Origin of the sequence: Streptomyces toxytricini, assembly GCF_014649915.1 — a bacterium.
GTDB classification, from domain to species: Bacteria; Actinomycetota; Actinomycetes; order Streptomycetales; family Streptomycetaceae; genus Streptomyces; species Streptomyces toxytricini.
The window spans coordinates 14897-30089 of the sequence record NZ_BMTY01000022.1 but is presented as its reverse complement, the minus strand read 5'-3'; the positions used below and the strand labels follow the sequence as shown (position 1 = coordinate 30089).

The 15193-nt window shown below is 74.1% G+C and carries 14 protein-coding genes; 6 read left to right on the top strand and 8 right to left on the bottom strand.

From position 1 onward, the window contains the following. Positions 1-6 precede the first annotated feature (6 nt). Positions 7-666 carry a DUF2278 family protein gene (locus IE170_RS25345; protein ID WP_189811745.1) on the top strand — a complete coding sequence of 220 codons (660 nt, stop codon included), beginning with the start codon at positions 7-9 and terminating at the stop codon, positions 664-666. A gap of 39 nt (positions 667-705) precedes the next feature. Here the strand turns inward: IE170_RS25345 and IE170_RS25340 are convergent, their stop codons facing one another. Continuing rightward, complete coding sequence (locus IE170_RS25340; RefSeq protein WP_189811744.1) at positions 706-1545, bottom strand: hypothetical protein; 840 nt, start codon at positions 1543-1545, stop codon at positions 706-708. Continuing rightward, the gene (locus IE170_RS25335; RefSeq protein ID WP_189811743.1) at positions 1545-2819 is read right to left on the bottom strand and encodes a VWA domain-containing protein; all 1275 of its coding nucleotides are present in this window, start codon (positions 2817-2819) and stop codon (positions 1545-1547) included. Before IE170_RS25335 ends, IE170_RS25340 begins: the two co-directional genes overlap by 1 nt. Before the next feature lie 133 nt (positions 2820-2952). On the opposite strand from IE170_RS25335, the gene IE170_RS25330 reads away from it, so the two are divergent. After that, positions 2953-3231, top strand: a complete 279-nt coding sequence (locus IE170_RS25330) for a hypothetical protein (RefSeq protein ID WP_189811742.1) — start codon at positions 2953-2955, stop codon at positions 3229-3231. A 6-nt stretch (positions 3232-3237) separates the two neighbouring features. On the opposite strand, the gene IE170_RS25325 is transcribed toward IE170_RS25330, so the two are convergent. Continuing rightward, positions 3238-3867: a TetR/AcrR family transcriptional regulator gene (locus tag IE170_RS25325; protein ID WP_189811741.1), complete on the bottom strand. Its 630-nt coding sequence runs from the start codon at positions 3865-3867 to the stop codon at positions 3238-3240. An 84-nt stretch (positions 3868-3951) separates the two neighbouring features. Further along, positions 3952-6012, bottom strand: coding sequence for a galactose-binding domain-containing protein (locus tag IE170_RS25320; RefSeq protein WP_189811740.1), 2061 nt, complete (start codon positions 6010-6012; stop codon positions 3952-3954). 401 nt (positions 6013-6413) lie between these two features. Between IE170_RS25320 and IE170_RS25315 the strand changes: the two genes are divergently transcribed. Continuing rightward, the gene (locus IE170_RS25315) at positions 6414-6968 is read left to right on the top strand and encodes an HPP family protein (protein ID WP_223856579.1); all 555 of its coding nucleotides are present in this window, start codon (positions 6414-6416) and stop codon (positions 6966-6968) included. A 10-nt stretch (positions 6969-6978) separates the two neighbouring features. On the opposite strand, the gene IE170_RS25310 is transcribed toward IE170_RS25315, so the two are convergent. Both IE170_RS25310 and IE170_RS25305 read right to left on the bottom strand, forming a co-directional pair. After that, positions 6979-8175, bottom strand: a complete 1197-nt coding sequence (locus IE170_RS25310; RefSeq protein WP_189811739.1) for an amino acid aminotransferase — start codon at positions 8173-8175, stop codon at positions 6979-6981. Positions 8176-8244: 69 nt separating this feature from the next. Then, complete coding sequence (locus tag IE170_RS25305) at positions 8245-9216, bottom strand: EamA family transporter (protein ID WP_229885157.1); 972 nt, start codon at positions 9214-9216, stop codon at positions 8245-8247. A 138-nt stretch (positions 9217-9354) separates the two neighbouring features. On the opposite strand from IE170_RS25305, the gene IE170_RS25300 reads away from it, so the two are divergent. The 3 genes from IE170_RS25300 (at position 9355) to IE170_RS25290 (ending at position 12171) form a co-directional block, all read left to right on the top strand. Then, positions 9355-9813: an Lrp/AsnC family transcriptional regulator gene (locus IE170_RS25300; protein ID WP_189811738.1), complete on the top strand. Its 459-nt coding sequence runs from the start codon at positions 9355-9357 to the stop codon at positions 9811-9813. Positions 9814-9975: 162 nt separating this feature from the next. Then, positions 9976-11421: a glyceraldehyde-3-phosphate dehydrogenase gene (locus IE170_RS25295; RefSeq protein WP_189811737.1), complete on the top strand. Its 1446-nt coding sequence runs from the start codon at positions 9976-9978 to the stop codon at positions 11419-11421. Positions 11422-11505: 84 nt separating this feature from the next. Then, complete coding sequence (locus IE170_RS25290; protein WP_189811736.1) at positions 11506-12171, top strand: MSMEG_1061 family FMN-dependent PPOX-type flavoprotein; 666 nt, start codon at positions 11506-11508, stop codon at positions 12169-12171. Positions 12172-12189: 18 nt separating this feature from the next. On the opposite strand, the gene IE170_RS25285 is transcribed toward IE170_RS25290, so the two are convergent. Both IE170_RS25285 and IE170_RS25280 read right to left on the bottom strand, forming a co-directional pair. Continuing rightward, positions 12190-12930, bottom strand: coding sequence for an LmeA family phospholipid-binding protein (locus tag IE170_RS25285; protein WP_189811735.1), 741 nt, complete (start codon positions 12928-12930; stop codon positions 12190-12192). Between the two features lie 14 nt (positions 12931-12944). After that, positions 12945-15164, bottom strand: a complete 2220-nt coding sequence (locus IE170_RS25280; protein WP_189811734.1) for an MMPL family transporter — start codon at positions 15162-15164, stop codon at positions 12945-12947. Positions 15165-15193: the final 29 nt, after the last annotated feature.

Genomic DNA, 15193 nt, shown 5'->3' with positions numbered 1-15193 from the left:
GGCCGCATGCCCCTGGAGAACTTCGGCGTACTGTCCGGCACCCTGCACCGCCACTTCCGCGACCGGCCCGACGCGCAGGGCCGCTGGTACCACGTCCACCTGGAGGTGGACACCCCCGAAGGCCGCTACGCGTGCGCCGTCGACGTCGACAGCAAGAAGTCCGCGGTCGGCGTCCAGTGGAAGGTGTTCACCCTGCACCCCTCGGTGCTGGAGCCCGTGGACGCGCCGTCCCCCGGCTACCACGACCTGGCGACCGCCTCCGGATCCGGGGCGATCGACTACCAGCGCCACCCCGCGCTGGCCGAGCGCACCGGCTGCCTCTTCGTACGCCGCCCCCCGGGATGGGTGCAGCGGATCCTCGACCGGATCGACCCGCCCCGCCCCTGGACCGCAGGCAGCCACCTGGAGGCCTCGGCGGCGCTGGAGCCGATCCTCGTCCCCGGCCGGCCGGTCCTCGTCTTCGGCGAGCCCTTCGACGAGGGGCTCGGCATGCACAACATCCACCAGAACCAGGGGGATCCGGCCGGCAGCCAGTGGTGGGACGAGAACGGCACCTGGCAGGACGGCGCCACCATGACGCGCCGCCCCGACGGCCTCTACGACGTGTTCCTGTCCAAGTTCTCCACCCAGGCCGACACGACCGACGCCGACGGGCACCCGGTGTAGGGCGCCCGCCGGCGTCCGGTGCTGCGGCGGGTGCAGGGGTCAGCCGCGCGGCGGCACGTGCGGCGGGCGGCCCCGGCCGCGGGTCACGGAGTACCCGAACACGCCGGCCAAGGCGGCCAGTACGCCGCCCGCGGCCGTCCACACCCAGCGGTCGGACCAGCGGCCGCCCGACCAGCCGCCGTCCGGCTCCCCCACCGCGGCGGGCCGGTCCTTGCCCGCGGAGCCCGCCGCGCCGCTCTCGGCCTCGGCCGCGAGCCGGGCCGTGATGCCGGGCACGAGCGGCTGGGCCAGTGCCCCGTCCACGGCGAAGGCTCCGCCGGTGTCGCGGGTCTCGGCGGAGACCTCCACCCGCACCGGCTGGCCGAGGTCCTCCTTCGCCACCTCCGCCGCCGTCAGGCGCACGTAGTAGCTGCCGGGCAGCGGGTCGTGGGCCCACGGTTCGGCTCCCGGCCGCACCGTGCGCAGCGTGCAGGACAGCTCCACCGAGGCGGCGTCCTTGGCGGCGGCCGCGCTCTGGGCGCCGTACGTGCAGGCCTGCCGGCGGCGCAGCCCGTCGTACACGTCGATCCGCCAGGTCGAGGCGGCGTGCCGGGAGGCGGCGGGCGGCAGCTTCACCGATGCCTTGACCGTGGCGCGCTGCCCCGAGTCCAGCGGCAGGACCCAGTACAGGTAGTCGCCGGTCGACGCCTCCGCCGTGGCCCGCTGGCCGGGTTTGACCGGCGTGGCCGTGCGGAACGCCGTACCGGCCTCGGTCGGTCCGGCAGCCCCGCCGCTCGGACTCGCGCTCGCGGAAGGGGAGTCGGCGGCGGCCGCGCCGGCCCCCGCGAGCAGGCCGCCCGCGGCGAGTGCCGCGGCGGTCAGCATCCGTACGGTACGCATCAGCTGGTCCTCCAGACCGAGATACGCCAGCGGGAGATCCAGCCCCACACGAGGCCCGCGACGAGGCCGGCGAGGGTCAGGAGGCCGAGCAGCCACCAGCCGCGGCCGAGGCCGAAGGAGGCGGCGTCGGAGGCGCCGTCGGGGCCGTCCACCAGGTCGATCACGAGCTCGACCGGCATGCCCGGGGCGGTCTTGACGGAGGCGGGCGCCGAGAAGGAGTTGCCGACCTGGAGGCACACCGTCTCCGCGGCCGTCCCGCCGTCCCCGTCCTCGTCGTCCGACTCGCCCTTCGGGTAGCGCAGGCCCGTCGAGATGGCGTCGGTGCGGCCGTCGCCGGCCTCCGAGCCGCGGACGATCTCCCGCCCGTGGACGGTCACCGCGCGCAGCAGGACCCCGTAGTCGTTGTTCACCGCCCGGTCCGCGGCGATGCTCACCGAGGCCCGCAGCTCCTGGCCGGGCCGGACGTCCACCTGGTACCAGCGGTGCTCGCCGAACGACTCGCGGTCGGTGTACAGGCCCGCGCCGAGCTTCGGCGCGCCCTGGCACTGCTTCGCGCCCTGGGTCGCCACCGGGGTGACGACGGGGGCCGCGGCCCGGTCCACCAGCTGCTTGACGCGGCCCGACAGCTCGGCCGTGTGCTGGACGGAGGTGTACGTGCCGCCGGTCGCCTCGGCGATGCAGACCAGCTGCTCCCGCGTCTTCGCGTCGGGCACCAGGCCGAGGGTGTCGATCACCAGGTGGATCCCCTGGGCGGCGATGTCGCGGGCGACCTCGCACGGGTCGAGGGGGGCGCAGGTGTCCTCCCCGTCCGTGATCAACACGATCCGGCGGGTGGCGTTGCCGCCCTTGAGGTCCTCCGCCGCGCCGAGCAGGGCCGGGCCGATCGGGGTCCAGCCGGTGGGCGCGAGGGTGGCCACGGCCGCCTTCGCCTCCACCCGGTCGAGCTTCCCGACCGGGTAGAGCTGTTTGGTGTCCTTGCAGCCCAGCTGGCGGTCGTCCCCGGGGTAGTCGGCGCCCAGGGTGCGTATGCCGAGCCGCACCTCCTCCGGGGTGGCGTCGAGCACCTCGTTGAACGCCTGCTTGGCGGCCGCCATGCGGGACTTGCCGTCGATGTCCGTCGCCCGCATCGAGCCGCTGACGTCCAGCACCAGCTCGACCTTGGGGGAGTCCTTCGCCGCCGGTTCGCCGGCCGCCGCGCTCGCCGGGAACAGCCCGGCCGCGAGCGCGGCCAGCAGGCCGCACGCCCCGGCCGCCGCCCATTTTCTTGTGATCATCGCCGGATCGTATTGAGGATCATGCGGCAATCCAAACCCCTGCCGCCCGCCGGCGGCCTGCGAGCCGCACACCGCGCCACTATCCTGGGCACACGGACCCAGCCCCGCGCGCGTCCGGCCGGAGGCGACAACCATGAGACGACGCCACCACTTCCACATCGACCACGCCGGCCACTCCGTCAGCGCGACCGTCGAGACGGGTCACCGCGTCGACGTGGAACTCCTCGTCGACGGCAAGGAGACCGGCCACGGCACCACCCACGGCGACCGGCCCGTCGCCCTCCACGTGGAACTCCCGACGGAGCCGGTGACACCGGTGACCGTGCGCGTCACGCCCGGGCCCGGCGTCCCCCGCTGCGTCCTGGTCGCGCCGGGTGCCGACCCGATGGTGATGTCGCCGAGGCCCTACTGAGGGGCCCTACCGAAGGCCGGACGCGGCGGGGTGCGGTGTCCCGCTGCCCTCGACGAGCCCCGCGACGTGCTCGGTCACCATGGCGAGGATGGCGGCGGCCGCCGCGTCGTCGCCGAGGACGAGGAAGTTCAGGGTGAGGCCGTCCGTCATGGCGGCCAGGTAGCGCGCCAGCACCGGCACGGGGACCCGCAGCTCCAGGCCGAGGGTGCCGCACACCTCCTCGACGAGGCCGGCGTACACGTCGCGGTACAGCTCGTGCTGCCGGCGGGCGAGGTGCTCGAAGCCCGGCCGGCGCAGGGCGTACTGGGCCAGCTCGTAGGTGAGCATGTGCTCGGCGGGGTGGGCGCGGACGTGGTCCCAGTACGCGGCGAAGCCCGCCTCCACCGTCTCGCGCAGGGTGGCCCGCGGGCGGATGGCCTCCTTCACCACCCCGAGGTAGTGCTCCGTGATCGTCTCGATCACCGACTCCAGCAGTGCCTCCTTGGAGTCGAAGCAGTAGTGGAAGACGCTCAGCGACACCCCGGCCTCGGCGGCGATCGAGCGGGTCGTGGTGCGGGGGACGCCGTCGCGGGCCATCGCCCGGATCGCCGCCTCGGTCAGCAGGCGGCGCCGCTCGGCCAGCGGCATGCGGGGCATGGGTGTCCCTTCCTGTCCCTGCGTGCGGTGCGTGGTCCGGTGGGCGGCCGGGCCGCGTACGCAGACCCGGCCGCCCCGGGGCCGTCAGCTGCTGAACACCCCGAGCTCGTACAGCGAGTAGCCCCACTGCGTGCCGCGGCCGAGGCCGTGGACGCGTACGTGCCGGGCGGTCACGCCGTCGAACCGGGCGGTGTCCAGGCCGCCGTCGCCGGTGGTGGTGGACCACACCGTCCGCCATTGCGCGCCGTCGTCGGACACCTCGATCCGGTACTCCCGGCCGTGGGCCCGCTCCCAGTCGAGGGTGACGCGCTTGACGAGGGCGGGGGAGCCGAGGTCCACGGCCAGCCACTGGTCGTCGGACCAGCCGCTCGCCCAGCGGCTGGACCGGCTGCCGTCCACGGCGCGGCCGGCCGCGTAGCTGACGAACGGGTTCCACTCGGTGGAGCTCGACGAGGCGGACGCGCCCGCGGCGAGGTTCACGCCCGCCTTGTGCCGCTCGGAGGCCCCCCAGGTGCGCAGGTAGGACTCGGCGCCCTTGAACAGGTCGTCGACGACGCCCTGCCCGCCGACGATCCGGACGTCCTCGATCCAGTCGGGGACCATCCCGTAGTGCGCGGCGCCGTCGGTGTTGAGGTCCCAGGTGCGCTGCCCGGTGGTCTGCCGGTCGATGACCGAGCCGCCGTCGGTGCTGCGGAAGGGGTAGCGCACCGGGTTCGGGGTGTCCGCCCCGCGCGGCGCGGGCCAGCCGCCGACGCCGTTCATGTCGGTGCCGAAGCCGTAGCCGACGCCGTACTTGTCGCGGAGGGCGTCGGTGCGCTTGGCCTCGGCGCTGAAGCTCTCGGCGCCGTTCATGTAGCCGGTGGCGAAGCCGCCCAGCTTGTAGAGGCGCTCCAGCCAGCCCGTGTCCATCCAGCTGTGCGAGGAGATCACGCCCGGGTAGGACTCGGACTCCAGGACGTCCAGGGCCCGGCCGGCGGCCTTGACGCTCATGTGGTCCACTTCGAGCATCATCTTCCGCTTCATCATGCCGCGCAGCGCGTACTCGCCGAGCTCGGTCAGGCCGCGGGTGTTGCAGCGGGCCTCGGCGGAGTACGAGGGCATCGACACGCCCGCCGGGAGCTGCTTCTGCGCCGAGGGCGCCGCCGCCAGGCCGATGGGGTTGTCGTGCTGCGGGCCGGTGCACTGCTCCGTCTGCCAGAAGGTGCCCGTGGACAGGAACTGGCCCACGTTGATGGCGGTGCCGAGCGCGCCCTCGTCGAAGCGGACCCCGCACAGGGCGTTGTCGAACTTGTGGCACAGGAACATGCTGCGCACACCGAGCCGGTGCAGTTCGTCGAGGCCGCGGTCGATGTCCTCCCGGCTGCACTGGGCGATGTCCAGGACCTGCTTGCAGCCGAACGGCTCCGAGGTCTCCACGCCGAGGACCACGGCGAGCTTGCCCTGCTTGACCACTTCGCGTGCCTGGTCCGCGTCGGTGACGATCCGGAACCAGCCCTTGCCGGCCCCGCCGTACATCTTGTCGACGTAGGCCTGCATGTCGTACGTCTTCTGCGCCTCCAGGCGGATGGCGGTCATCTCGTCGCAGCCGCGGTCCTTGAAGAAGTAGACCGAGCAGATGACCCCGTTCGTGACGAGGTCGTTGACGAGGACGCGCTGGCCGCCGCGCCAGGCCCGCTCGATCCACGCGTAGTAGTTCTGCTGGTGGGTCAGCGAGTCGTGCGCGGGCCAGTCCTTGAACGTCGGCCAGCCGTTCGGGTCGTGCTTGCCGTCGCCGCCCTTGGTGATGAAGTCGAAGACGGCGAGGGTGCCGTCGGGGTAGTGCTCGGGGCAGTCCTTCAGCGCGTCGGCGATGCCCTGTTCGGAGAACGGCCGGCCGCAGATGAGGCGGCCGCCGAAGCCCTCGTTCGACATGATGTGGTCGTGCGCGTCGACGAACCCGCGCACATTGCCCTGCGCATCGGTGCCCTTGAAGGGCTCGCCGCTGACGTTGATCTGCGAGTCGGGCGCGGGCCGGGCGGTGGGGGTCCACCACTCGGCGTCGGCCGAGGCGCCGGGCGCGGGGCCGAGCGACACGGCCAGCACGGTGGTGAGGAGCAGGGCGAGCAGTGTGAGTGGTCGGCGGCGGACGGGACGGCGTCTGGTCATGGTCACACTCGCGTCATCGGGAGTCGGCTGGCGCGGTCGAGGACGCAGGGCCGTGTCCGGAAACCCGGCTGATTGTCATGTCCCGCGCGAAAGGTGCGTCGAGAATCCCGACTGCCGCGCGGAGAGTCAAGAGTCCGGGTCAAGCGACCTGATGAAACATCAGGTCTGCCTCCGGCGGGCATCGGTGCCGGTCCCGGCCGTGACCCGGTGTCCGCCGCCCGATCGCACGGGGTTAGGCTCGGGGGAGGACCGTGCCGGTTTGCACCACCATCCCGGCACGGGATCAGCGCCGTTGTCGACCACAGGCCGCGCTGCCCGGGGGTGCCCCACCCGCCGCCCCCGCCGCCCCGCCCGCCGACCGCCGCGTCCCGATCCGGCCCGCCGCCGAGGAACACCCTCCATTGAGTACGCCGCCCCTGCGCGCCCTCGTGCGCAGTACGCCCCGCCCACGCACGCCCGAGAGCAGCCCGTCCCGCCGGCGCGCGCCCGCGCGCCCCACCCCGGCCGCGGCCGCCCACAGCGTCAGCGGCGCCACCGCCGTCCTGCTCGCCCTGGTGGGCATCGGCGCGCTGGTCCACGAGCCGGTCCTGATACCGTCCCTCGCCGCCAGCGCCGCCCTCGTGCACAGCGCGCCCGGCCTGCCGCTCGCCCAGCCGCGCAGCGTCGTCGGCGGCCACCTGCTGGGCGCACTCGCCGGCTACGCGGTCCTCGCCGCCGCGGGCGGCAGCGCCTGGGCCGCGGCCGTCGCCGGCGGCCTGGCCCTCGCCGCGAACACCGCCGCCCGCACCCCGCACGCCCCGGGCTGCGCCAGCGCGGTCATCGTCGTCCTCCAGGCCCCGGCGCCCGCGCGCTTCCTGCCGCTTCTGCTCGGCGCGGCGCTCCTGCTGGTCCTCACGGGGTACGCCGTCTCGCGGCTGCGGCCCGGCGCCCCCCGCTATCCCGCCTACTGGTGGTGAGCGGCCGCCCTCACGCGCCGTCCTCGCCGAGCACGCCTGCGATGCCGCGGGCGACGCAGGCGATGCGGTCGGCGGGCAGCCCCGCGATGTTGATGCGGCCGGCCGTGGTGCCGTAGACCGCATACCGGCTGCGCAGCCGCAGCATCTGCGGCGCGGTGAGCGGCAGCATCGAGAACATGCCCTTCTGCCGCGCGAGCGCCGCCGCCTCGGCCGGCCGGCCGAGGGCCGCCAGCTGCTCGGCCAGGCCGGTCCGGTTGGCCTCGATGCGGGCGCGCATGCCGTCGAGCTCGGCCCGCCACAGGGAGCGCAGGCCGTCGTCCTCCAAGACCGCCGCGACGACCGCCGCGCCGTGCTCCGGCGGCATCGAGTACAGGGTGCGGGCCGCGTTCTGCAGGGCCGTCTCCACGTGCCGCAGGGACGCGCGGGAGGCGCCGAGGACGATCGCGCAGCCGGTGCGGTCGCTGTAGAGCCCGAAGTTCTTGGAGCAGCTCACCGCGACGAGCATCTCCGGCACCCGCTCGGCGAGCAGCCGCGTGGCCGCCAGGTCGGCCTCCAGGCCGTCGCCGAGGCCGTGGTAGGCGAGGTCGACGAACGGGACCCAGCCGTTCCGGGCCGCCAGCCCGGCCAGCTCGTCCCAAGCCTGCGCCGAGGGGTCCACGCCGGTCGGGTTGTGGCAGCAGCCCTGGAGCAGCACCACGTCGTCCCGCTGCGCCTGCGCCAGGTCCTGCAGCAGCCCCGCCGTGTCGGAGCGGCCCTCCGCGTCGACCCACCGGTAGGTGCGGACCGCCAGGCCGGCGGCCTCCAGTATCGGGCGGTGGTTGACGTACGCCGGGTCGCTGATCCACACGGTCGCTCCGGGGCGGGTGCGGCACACCAGGTCGGCCAGCAGCCGCAGCGCGCCGCTGCCGGCGACGGTCTGCACGGCGACCGCCCGGTCGGCCGCGCCGCCGGCCCCGCCCAGGACCATCGCCAGCATGGCCCGGTTGAACGCCGTGTTCCCCGACAGGCCGCGGTACTCCTTGGACGCGGAGCGCTCGGCGAGGCGCAGTTCCGCCTCGCGCACGGCGGCCATGACCGGTGTCGTGCCCGTGTCGTCCCGGTAGACGCCGAGGACCAGGTTGAGGCGCTCGGGCCGGGCGTCGGCGCCGTACGCCTCCGTCAGGTCCCACAGCGGATCGACGGGCGGGGGGAGGAGGAGCTCGAGCATCTGCGGGAAACCTCGGACTGGGCTGGACGGAAGCGGAAGAGCGGGAGCGGGAGGCGGCGGGGCGGCCGGTCAGGGCCGGGGGTGCGGCGCGGCCGGCGCGGGGGCGGCCCGGCCGGGGGTGCGGTTGGCGAGGAAGACGCCCGCCGCGATGACGGGCACGCCGAGCAGCACCGCCGCCGTCGGCGCCTCGCCCAGCAGCGGTACGGCGAGCAGGACCACCAGGACCGGGCTCAGGCTGCCGACGGCCGAGCTGCGCTCGGCGCCCAGCCGGCGGATCGCGAAGGCGTACAGCAGCCCCGCGCACAGCCCGACGCCGAGGCCCTGCACGACCGTGAACACGGCGATGTCCGACGCGGTCGCCGAGGCGAGGCCGCTCGGCAGCGCCCCCGTCAGGACGAGCGCGGCCAGCACGGCGAACGACGGCAGGCACAGCAGCCCGATCGAGCCGACCGGGTCGAGCCCGACCTCCTTCAGCCCGACCGTGTACAGCGCCCACAGGCCGCTGGCGGCGAGCAGGATCCCCGACCCCGCGAGGACCGACGCGTTCACGGGGAACACGTGGCGCCACACCAGCGCGACCACGCCGGCCGCGATCAGCACGAGGCCGGCCGCCTGGGTGCCGCGCGGCAGGCCCCGCCCGGAGGCGGCCACGAGGGCAGCGACGAACAGCGGCACCATGCCCGGCACGATGGAGCCGACGAACGCCGCCGACGTGAGGGAGCCCCCGTACATCGCCGCGAGGAAGAACGGCACGCCGGCCCCGCAGGCGACCTTGAGCGCAACGCCGGGCCGGACGGCGGCCAGGGCGCGGCGGCGCCGCCACAGCGCGGGCGCCAGGACGACGAGCGGGACGCCGAAGCGCAGCAGGCCGGCGTCGGCGGGAAGCAGGGTGGAGGAGCCCAGCGCGCGGGCGCTCAGCGCGAACGCGGCCCAGATGAGCACGGTCAGCGCCAGCGCCGCCATGCCCTGCGCCTGCGGGCTGAGCCCGTGCAGCCCCGCCGTACGGGCCTGCGGCGGTGCCGGGGCGGGGGCGGTGTTCACGGCGGCCAAGGTCGCTCCTCCAAGCTGAAGAGGGCCGTATCCGGCCACGGGGCAACGCTAGACCTTCCGCCGGGGCAGCCGATTGCCACTTCTGCCCTCCAGGCGTACGTTGAGGGCAGAATCTGCCAAGGAGGGGCCATGGACGCCGTGGATCTGCAAATCATCCGGGAGTTGCAGGCCGACGGCCGGCTCTCGAACCAGGAGCTCGCCGACCGGGTCCGCCTCTCGCCCTCGCCCTGCCTGCGCCGGGTCCGGCGGCTGGAGGAGGCCGGTCTGATCAGGGGCTACACGGCGATGGTCGACCAGGTGGCGTTCGGGCTGCCGATCACCGTCTTCGTCCGGATACGCCTGGAGCGCCACACCGGGGAGGCGGTGCGGATCTTCGAGGAGCACGTCGCCGTCATCGAGCACATCCAGGACTGCTACCTGATGGCCGGAAGCAGCGACTACCTGCTGCGGGTCGTCATCGAGAGCCTGGAGGCGTACGAGGCCTTGGTGCGCCACCGGATCCACGCGATCCCGGGCATCGCCTCCATCGAGTCGAGCTTCGCCTTCGGCAGCGTGAAGCAGTCGAGGATCTACCCCGCCCCCAAGTGACGCCGCCCCTCACGGCAGCCGCACGATTCGGGCATACGCCATCGGAAGCCGCATCCCGCAGGCTTACCGGCCCCGGCGGCGAATCCGACACGGGTGCCGCTTGAAGGATCAAAGTACGAGGGGGTTAGCATATGAGCGCCGCCTAGCTCGAAAGATAAACCTGTGACTGTCAACGAGGACTCGTTCACCAACTGGAAGAACCGCGAGGAGATCGCGGAGTCGATGATCCCGATCATCGGGAAGCTGCAGCGCGAGCGGGACGTCACCGTCCTGCTGCACAGCCGCTCCCTGGTGAACAAGTCGGTGGTCAGCATTCTCAAGACCCACCGCTTCGCCCGGCAGATCGACGGCGAGGAGCTGTCGGTCACCGAGACGATGCCGTTCCTCCAGGCCCTCTCCGCGCTCGATCTCGGCCCGTCCCAGATCGACATCGGCATGCTGGCCGCGACGTACAAGACCGACGACCGCGGTCTGTCCGTGGCCGACTTCACCGCCGAGGCCGTCGCCGGCGCCACCGGTGCGAACAAGATCGAGCGCTCCACCGGCCGGGACGTCGTCCTCTACGGCTTCGGCCGCATCGGCCGCCTCGTCGCCCGCCTCCTCATCGAGAAGGCCGGTTCGGGCAACGGCCTGCGCCTGCGCGCCATCGTCGTGCGCGGGGGAGGTGAGCAGGACCTCGTGAAGCGTGCCTCGCTGCTGCGCCGCGACTCCATCCACGGCCAGTTCCAGGGCACCATCACCGTGGACGAGGCGAACAGCACGATCATCGCCAACGGCAACGCGATCCGCGTGATCTACGCCAACGACCCCTCCGAGGTCGACTACACGGCGTACGGCATCAAGGACGCCATCCTCATCGACAACACCGGCAAGTGGCGCGACCGCGAGGGCCTCTCCAAGCACCTGCGCCCCGGCATCGACAAGGTCGTCCTGACCGCCCCGGGCAAGGGCGACGTCCCGAACATCGTCCACGGCGTCAACCAGGACATGATCAAGCCGGACGAGCGCATCCTCTCCTGCGCCTCCTGCACCACCAACGCGATCGTCCCGCCGCTGAAGGCCATGGACGACGAGTACGGTGTGCTGCGCGGCCACGTGGAGACCGTCCACTCGTTCACCAACGACCAGAACCTGCTGGACAACTACCACAAGGCCGACCGCCGCGGCCGCTCCGCGCCGCTCAACATGGTCATCACCGAGACCGGCGCCGCCTCGGCCGTCGCCAAGGCGCTGCCCGACCTCAAGGCCCCGATCACCGGCAGCTCGATCCGCGTCCCCGTCCCGGACGTCTCGATCGCCATCCTCAGCCTGCGCCTGGGCCGCGAGACCACCCGCGAGGACGTCCTCGACTACCTGCGCAACGTCTCGCTGCACTCGCCGCTGAAGCGCCAGATCGACTTCACGACCGCGCCCGACGCCGTGTCGATGGACTTCGTCGGCTCGCGCCACGCGTCGATCATCGACGCCGGCGCCACCAAGGTCGACGGCGACAACGCGATCCTGTACCTCTGGTACGACAACGAGTTCGGCTACTCGTGCCAGGTCATCCGCGTCGTGCAGCACGTCTCCGGGGTCGAGTACCCGACCTTCCCGGCGCCGCAGGCCTGACGGCAGCCCCGCCTCCGGCAGTACGGGCGCCCGCCCCGGGGACGATTCCCCGGGGCGGGCGCCCGTTTCCTATAGTGGCGCCGTGTGAGCACCCAACTCCGGCCCGAAGGCCGCATATTCGACACCCTCGATGCCACCGCCGTGCGGGACACCGACGCCCTGCGCGCCCTCTACGAGCAGCCCGGCGAGCTGGTCCGGCGCAAGGAGGTGGACCGCCTCCACGACGTGGCCCGGGACTTCATCGCCCGGGCCTCCCTCGTATTCGTCGCCACCGCCGGCGCGGACGGCCGCTGCGACGTCTCCCCGCGCGGTGGTCCCGCCGGGTTCGTCACCGTCCTGGACGAGTTCACCCTCGCCGTGCCCGACGCCACCGGCAACAAACGGCTCGACAGCGCGCACAACGTCGTCGAGACCGGCCGCGCCGGGCTCGTCTTCATCGTCCCCGGCCGCGGGGCGACCCTCCGCGTCAACGGCCGGGCCTGCATCTCCGCCGATCCGCGGCTTCTGGAGAGGCTCACCCCGGTCGGCAAGCCGCCTCGCAGCGCCCTCGTCGTCGAGGTGGAAGAGGCGTACCAGCACTGCCCGAAGGCGTTCCTGCGCGGCGGCGCGTGGAAGCCGGAGGCGTGGCTGTCCGAGGACGAGGTGCCCAGCTCGGCCGAGATCACCCTGTCGCACGTCGGCGTGCCCGGCCTGACGCTGGAGCAGATCCGGCAGAGCGAGCGGGAGTCGCTGCTGTACCGGTACGAGTGACCCCGGCCGCAACGGCCTTCAGTCGAGGGCGACGCCCTCGCCGCGGGCGTGCGCGGTGACGCCGTCCGGACCGACCGACACCTCGGAGGCGTTCAGCCCCATCGGCAGGGCGGGCAGCTTCCACTGCTTCTCCGCGAGCGCCTGCCTGATCATCGGCATGGCCGGGTCGACGGGCGCGCCGGCAAGCGTCGCCGAGGTCGCGTGGGGGGTCACGGTGTCGCCTTGGAGGCGGAGTTCGACGGTGACGGCGACCGGGAGGCCGAGCGCGCGGCGCTCGATCCTGAGCCGGCCGTTCCCGGCGTCGGACACGGTGGTGCCCTTGCCGCCCGCCTCGGCGGCCAGCGCGTCGAAGGGGACGGTGTAGCGGGCGTCGACCGACGCCGCCTCGTAGCCGTCCCCTTTCCGGGACACGTCCTTCAGCTCGACGTCGGCCGCCACCGGCCGACCGTCCGGGGCGTGCCCCTCGGCCCTGACCCGCACCTCCGGGTGCGTGCCGCGGGCCGCCCCCAGCAGGAACGGGTAGCCGCCTATCTCCACCTGCGGCTCCGACCGCAGGTCGGGGTGGCGGGCGGCGATCCGGTCCGCGAGTCGGGCCTCGCCGCGGTGCCGGGCGAAGGCGTCGGCCGCGGGCAGGGCGAGGAGGACCGCCAGGGCGGCGGTGGCGGCGATCACCGTCCGCCGGCGCCGGTTCGGGGGCGTGCTCGGGCGGTCGGCGGCGGGTGCGGCCGCGGCGGGTGCGGTCGGCGCGTCTGCGGGCATGGGTTCGGGCTTCCTCACGGTGCGGGGATCGGCTCGGTGGCGGGTCCGGGCGCGGCCGGGTCCGGCCGTGTCGTGCCGCGGCCCGTGCCCTCGCCCTCGATGTCCATCCGGGGCAGCAGGCGGTCCAGCGGTCCGGGCAGCCACCAGTTGCGTGTGCCCAGCAGCACCATGCCGGTCGGGACCAGCAGCCCGCGGACGACCGTGGCGTCGAGCGCGACGGCCGTGGCCAGGCCGACGCCGAACATCTTCACCACGGGATCCGCGGACAGCAGGTAGCTCAGGAACACGCACACCATGATCGCTGCTGCCGAGGTGATCACGCGCCCGGTACCCGCCAGGCCCTCGACGACGGCGCGCCGGTTGTCCCCGTGCCGCAGGTACGCCTCGCGGACGGAGCTGAGCAGGAACACCTCGTAGTCCATGGAGAGCCCGAACAGGACGGCGAACATCAGCAAGGGCACGTACCCCGGGATGGGCACCGGCCCCTCCAGGCCGATCAGCCCGGCTCCGAGGCCCCGTTGGAACACGGCGGTGAGCACACCGTACGCGGCGGCCACCGACAGCAGGTTCGTCACGGCGGCCTTGACCGCGACGACGGGCGAGCGGAAGGCAAGCAGGAGCAGCAGGGCGGCCACGGCGACGACGGCCCCGATGACCGCGGGCATCCGCCGCGCCAGACGGTCGTTCAGATCGGCCTGTGCGGCAGCGGACCCGCCCACGTGCGCGGCCGTCCCGCTGCCCGCCGTGGCGGAGGGCAGGGAGGACTCCCGCAGGCGGTCGACGAGCGCGGCGGTCCGCGGATCACCGGGGCCGGTGTCGGGGACGACCTGCCAGCGGGCGGTACGGGCGTCCGCGGCGAGCTGCGGCGCGCCGACGGAGGCAACGCCCGGGTCGGCGTCCAGCGCGGAGGTGATCGCGGTGAGGCGGCCGTCGCCGGGGCCGGAGGCGGCGGTCGGCAGGGACGCCGTCACCTGCAGGGGTCCGTTCACACCGGGGCCGAAGGCGGCCGCCAGCCGGTCGTGGGCGGTGCGGCTGTCCGTCCCTGCGACCTTGTCGCCGGCGTCGAGCGCGCCGAACGACAAACCGGCCGCGGGGGCGGCCAGTGCGGCGACCAGGGCCAGGGCGCCGAGGAGGTGGCGCCACGGCCGGTCGGCGACGTACACGGCGATCCGGTGCCAACGGCCCCCATGCGCCCGGACTGCGCCCTCTGCGGTTGCGGCGGGCGGGGGCGGGGCGATCCGCCGGCCGAGGAGCGCGAGCAGCGCCGGCAGCAGGGTGAGCGCGGCCGCCACGGCGACCAGTACGGCGATCCCCGGCGCCAGCGCCAGCGCGTACAGCAGGGGCAGCCCGCCGAGCGCCAGCCCGGCCAGGGCGGCGGCCACCGCACAGCCCGCGAAGGCGGCGGCCTTGCCGGCGGTGGCGGTCGTGCGCGCGGCCGCATCCACGACCCCGGTGCCCCCGGCGAGAAGGGAGCGGAAGCGCACCAGGCAGAACAGCGTGTAGTCGATGCCCACGCCCAGCCCGATCATCGCGGCGATCACGGCACCGGAGGAGGGCATGTCCACGAGGTGCCCGAGGAGGCCGACAGCGGCCAGCGAGACCCCCAGGACCACGACCCCGACGGCGATCGGCAGCCCGGCGGCCGGGGCCGAGCGCAATCCGAGGAAGAGGACGGCGGCGGCCGCGGCGAGGCCGATCAGCTCGCTGTGCCCGGTGGACCCCTTGTCGGCGGCCGCGGCGAGTTCACCGCCGGGAGTCACCTCGATGCCCGCCCGACGGGCCGGCTCGGCGGCCGCCTCCACGGCCGCGGCGGTCTCCGGGGCGATGTCGCGGGCGGTGACGTCCAGGCCGAGCGTCAGGTAGGCGGTGCGGCCGTCCGCGCTCATCGCCGCCCCGCCGGCGGGGGAGTAGGGCGTGGTGACGTCGGTGACGTGCTCGACGCGGGCGATCCGCGCGGCCGCCTCCTCGACCGCGGACCTCATGGCGTCCGAGGCCAGCGGGGCACTGCCCGCCGGTGCGTGCAGCACCACGGGCTGGTTCCCCGACGGAGGCCCGGGGAATGCGGCCGCCGCGTCCCGTGCCGCCTGGCTGTCGCTGCCGGGGATGGACACGGCCTCGCTGGTGGTCCGGCCGTACACCAGGACCGCGGCGGCCAGTGCGAGCAGCACCGCCGACCAGGCGGCGAGGACCCGGCCGGGTCTGCGGGCGCAGCGGCGCCCCAGGGCGTGGAACATCGTCGGCTCTCACCTCTCGTCACCAACAA

Excerpts from the sequence above, each read along its gene's own strand:
- IE170_RS25335 (WP_189811743.1), bottom strand. The coding sequence starts at position 2,819 with ATGATCACAAGAAAATGGGCGGCGGCCGGGGCGTGCGGCCTGCTGGCC.
- IE170_RS25325 (WP_189811741.1), bottom strand. The coding sequence starts at position 3,867 with ATGCCCCGCATGCCGCTGGCCGAGCGGCGCCGCCTGCTGACCGAGGCG.
- IE170_RS25310 (WP_189811739.1), bottom strand. The coding sequence starts at position 8,175 with ATGCTCGAGCTCCTCCTCCCCCCGCCCGTCGATCCGCTGTGGGACCTG.
- IE170_RS25285 (WP_189811735.1), bottom strand. The coding sequence starts at position 12,930 with ATGCCCGCAGACGCGCCGACCGCACCCGCCGCGGCCGCACCCGCCGCC.
- IE170_RS25345 (WP_189811745.1), top strand. The coding sequence starts at position 7 with ATGCCCCTGGAGAACTTCGGCGTACTGTCCGGCACCCTGCACCGCCAC.
- IE170_RS25320 (WP_189811740.1), bottom strand. The coding sequence starts at position 6,012 with ATGACCAGACGCCGTCCCGTCCGCCGCCGACCACTCACACTGCTCGCC.
- IE170_RS25330 (WP_189811742.1), top strand. The coding sequence starts at position 2,953 with ATGAGACGACGCCACCACTTCCACATCGACCACGCCGGCCACTCCGTC.
- IE170_RS25280 (WP_189811734.1), bottom strand. The coding sequence starts at position 15,164 with ATGTTCCACGCCCTGGGGCGCCGCTGCGCCCGCAGACCCGGCCGGGTC.
- IE170_RS25300 (WP_189811738.1), top strand. The coding sequence starts at position 9,355 with ATGGACGCCGTGGATCTGCAAATCATCCGGGAGTTGCAGGCCGACGGC.
- IE170_RS25340 (WP_189811744.1), bottom strand. The coding sequence starts at position 1,545 with ATGCGTACCGTACGGATGCTGACCGCCGCGGCACTCGCCGCGGGCGGC.